Raw genomic sequence first — 3,498 nt, 5'->3', positions numbered from 1 at the left:
ACGCGGCTGTGGTGTCTGCCGATCGGTGGTCCATGAGCGCTTGCAGGACGTGCAGCGGGACTCCGGCGTCCGCGTAGCGCTGGCAGAAGGTATGCCGGAAGGCGTAGGGGAAGATCTTGGTCCGGTCGAACGGCAACGGCGTACCGTCACGCCCCAGTTCTTCCGATTCCAGCACCGGAATCGAGTCGGCCCACGACCGGATGAACCGCGAGAGGTATCCCGTGTCGAGGTGACGGTAGCGATTGGTGATGGCCGGGAAGAGATGCTCCGCGCTGTTGTCTGGCAGGTCGAGCCCGGCCCGGATCTCCTGCCAGTCCTTGATGGCGTCCACGGTCTGCTGGTGGACCGGCAGGCGCCGTCGCCGTCGTCTGCCTTTCGTGTTGTGCCAGACCAGTTGGTACTCGCCGTTGTCGAACTCCAGGCAGTCCAGGTCGAGTCCGGCGACCTCAGCAGGGCGCCGGCCGGTGTCCCGCAGGACCACATAGGCCGTGCGAAGCATCGCGTTGACGGCCTCAGGAGGAAGCTCCCCGTAGGGGAAGTCCTTGCCCAGCAAGCGGACGTGCTGGTCGAGCTGGCGGATCACCGCTTCGGGGATGGCCTTGCCGATCTCCTCATCGTTCTCGTCGACCTTCTTGATCGTGTGATGGTCCGGATGACGGACGAAGCGCGAGGACAGGTCGTCCAGCACCCCCTCACGGCGTCCGAAGTCCAGAAGGTCGAAGAACTGGCCGGCTCTCTTGACCAGAGTGGTGGAGGCATAGACCTTGCCCTGCCTGCCCCGGGCCGTCCGGAACGCGTCGACGATCGCGGTCACGTCCGAGAACTGGAGCTTGCCCGGATCGTCGCCGCCGCCCGGTCGCAGTTCCAGAGCGCGTGAGGCGATGACGCACGCCCAGACATGTTCGCGCAGATCCTTGCTGCTGGGGCTCGTGGTGCGGGCCCAGTGCATCACGAGTTCCCGCAACCACCCCTGGCGGATTTCGCCGAAGTCGAGGGAACTGGGATTGCGAAGAGCGCTCTGGGTCTTCTTGAGGGAGGGGATCTTCTGGCTGACGGTCCGTAGGTCCCACACCAGTTTCCGTGCCGGATCGACGCCGCGGAACTGGTCGAAGCCGGTCTCGATGTCCCACCGCACCCCGCTCAGGAGCGACACCGTCCCCTCGTACCCCGCTTGCGAAGGATCCGGGAACGCCTCCCCTGCCAGGGCGATGCTCGGCAGCTCGGCCAGCAAGCCGACGACGCCCCGTACCGCCTGGGGAGAGAGGTTCTGCCCGCGTTCGTCACGCCGCTGGAGGACGTAGAGCATCTCCAGCCGCGCGACCGCAGACAGCGGAGCGAGCGAGAACATGTGGGCGGCCAGAAACGGTGACTGGCGCTCGGCCCACCGCGCGGCAGCCGCGCTCCCGTCTCCGACTCGGTCGGCCTGGCCGGCCTGGAGCCGCCACTGCCTGTGGTGTGTGCGGCACAGGCCGTTGTTCTGCGACCGTTCTCTTGAGCATCCCGGAACTCGGCACCGTTCTGCGGCACCCAACGGCTTCTGACGCGCCACCCACTCCGGCATGTCGATTTCGGACCGCTTCTTGGCCTTCGCCCATCCGCGGTAGTGGGTCAGGCACAGCCCCAGGGAGAAGGCGTCCCCGGGACATGCGGATACCGCGCACGTGGCGAGACTGCGATGCGCGGCGACGCGACGGAAGGTCCGTGTGTAGGTGGCCTCGAACTCCTCCTTGGTCATGCCGCTCTCACGGTAGGCGTCGCGGCAGGGCTTGCAGTAGCCCGGATTCATCATGGCCGCCCCACAGCCGGCGATCCTGCAGACCGCGACGCTCGTCCGCGGATTGTGCGGGTCACCAACGAACAGCAGCACGTCCGCGTTCCATTCACCGGGACGCCAGCCGGGGTTGAGCTCTCCACGGATCCACTCGGCCCATGCGGCAACCATTTGGGCGTCGTCGGGGCGGCGGTCCAGTTGCCGGGGCTGGGCCGGAACGACTGCGACGGTCACGGGCGAGCCTTCCCGAGGGTGGCGACGTGGTTCACGGCGTCGCGTTTCTCCTGGTCGCTGGCGTGCGTGTACTGGTCCATGGACTGCCGCGACACGTGCCCGGCCATATCCATGATCAGGTAGTCGGGCTTGCCCTCACGGCGCCAGCGGGTGATGGCGGAGTGGCGAAGCATGTGGGGGCGGGCGGTGAACCCGGCCTTCTTCGTCAGACGCTGGAACAGCTCATAGGTGCTCGGGTACTTCATCGGCTGCCCGAGCGGGGCGGCGAAGAGGTTGACGAACACCATGTCGCAGTCCGCCGCTTCCGGCACCCGTTCACGTTCCCACTGGTAGTCCGCGTACAGACCGCCGATGTCCTCGCCGACCGGGATCCAGCGGGGCTTGCGGGTCTTGGCCAGGGCTCCGTTGGCATTCTGCCGACGCCGGACATGGATGTGCGGCCCGGTGACCGCGCAGCCCAGCACCTTGGAACTGGCCAGCAGGTGCATGTCCTCCCGGCGCAGCCCCAGAGCCTCGCCGATACGAATGCCCGTGACGGCCAGGAGCGCGATCAGCAGGCGGTCGCGGGCGTGCACCGTGCAGTCCAGTACCTGCCGGATCTCCTCATCCGTCAGATACTCGTAGCCAGGAACCACGATCTTGAACTTGATGGTCTTGACGTTGACAGTGTAGAACTGGCCCTCCTCGCCCCGGTCGTACCCGGGTGGCGCGTACCGCAGCTGCTTCGGCTCGTACAGCTTCGTGGCCAGGTCGGCGGACACCGGGCTGTCGTCGAGCAGCGCGCAGTACCGAAGGAAGCGGAAGACCGTACCCACGATGGCGTTGGCGGTGCCCTTGGACCGGTACTTGGGCTCCACGCGTACCACCTGGCCCCTGGGCGGCAACGGCTCGTCCACCAGCCAGTTCAGGAAGCCGGCGAGCTGTCGCATCGAAGGGGCAGCCCAGTCGATGCCGTGATCCACGCAGTAGCAGAGGTACAGGGCGATGCGGCCGGCGTAGGTCCGCTCGGTGTTCACCGACGCGTCCTCCGCGCTGCGGAGGGAGGCCAGATACGCCGACGAGTACCGGTGCAACTCATAGGCGGCATCCACAACGACCCACATGGGCGAGCCGTCGTCCGGAGACAGCGCCTTCTCAGAACGGAACGGCCGAGGCGGCGAACTGATGGATCCATACGTCACTTGAACCCCGATGATATCTATGAGGCACGGTGGGCTTCACCCTACATGCCTCATGTGCCAGAGACTCTTTCAAGCACCCAAGATAATCGGCGGCGTGCTCGCGCTCCTGGCCCTCGCAGCTCGGAGCGGCTCCATCACCGACGGGCACCACACAGCACTGCGCACCATCCTGGCCTGGCTGGACCGCTGGAAGGAGAAGACCGACGGCGGGCCGGTCTGGCCGTACTGAGGAAGTTTCATCGTGATTCGTGCAGGTCAACGGCCCTGGCGTGACGGGTGGTTGGGCTGCTCGCGCATGTCACGAGCGTGATC

Annotated in this window: 2 protein-coding genes and 1 pseudogene; 1 reads left to right on the top strand and 2 read right to left on the bottom strand. The window is 66.5% G+C overall.

Annotated elements, in window-relative coordinates:
* Together H8R17_RS49035 and H8R17_RS44785 are read right to left on the bottom strand one after the other, a co-directional pair.
* A partial coding sequence (locus H8R17_RS49035; protein ID WP_187828893.1) for a tyrosine-type recombinase/integrase occupies positions 1 to 2,005 on the bottom strand: 2,005 nt, incomplete at its 3' end.
* A complete protein-coding gene (locus H8R17_RS44785; RefSeq protein ID WP_187828892.1) occupies positions 2,002 to 3,108 on the bottom strand; it encodes a tyrosine-type recombinase/integrase in 1,107 nt (368 codons plus the stop codon). The genes H8R17_RS44785 and H8R17_RS49035, both read right to left, overlap by 4 nt.
* Before the next feature lie 163 nt (positions 3,109 to 3,271).
* Here H8R17_RS44785 and H8R17_RS44780 point away from each other — a divergent pair.
* Positions 3,272 to 3,412, top strand: a pseudogene (locus tag H8R17_RS44780) (lanthionine synthetase); the annotation flags it as partial.
* Between the last annotated feature and the right edge of the window lie 86 nt (positions 3,413 to 3,498).

It is taken from the genome of Streptomyces sp. TRM68367 (assembly GCF_014495685.1).
Lineage (GTDB): Bacteria > Actinomycetota > Actinomycetes > Streptomycetales > Streptomycetaceae > Streptomyces.
The sequence above is the reverse complement of the archived record's forward strand: the minus strand, read 5'-3'. Positions and strand labels throughout refer to the sequence as shown.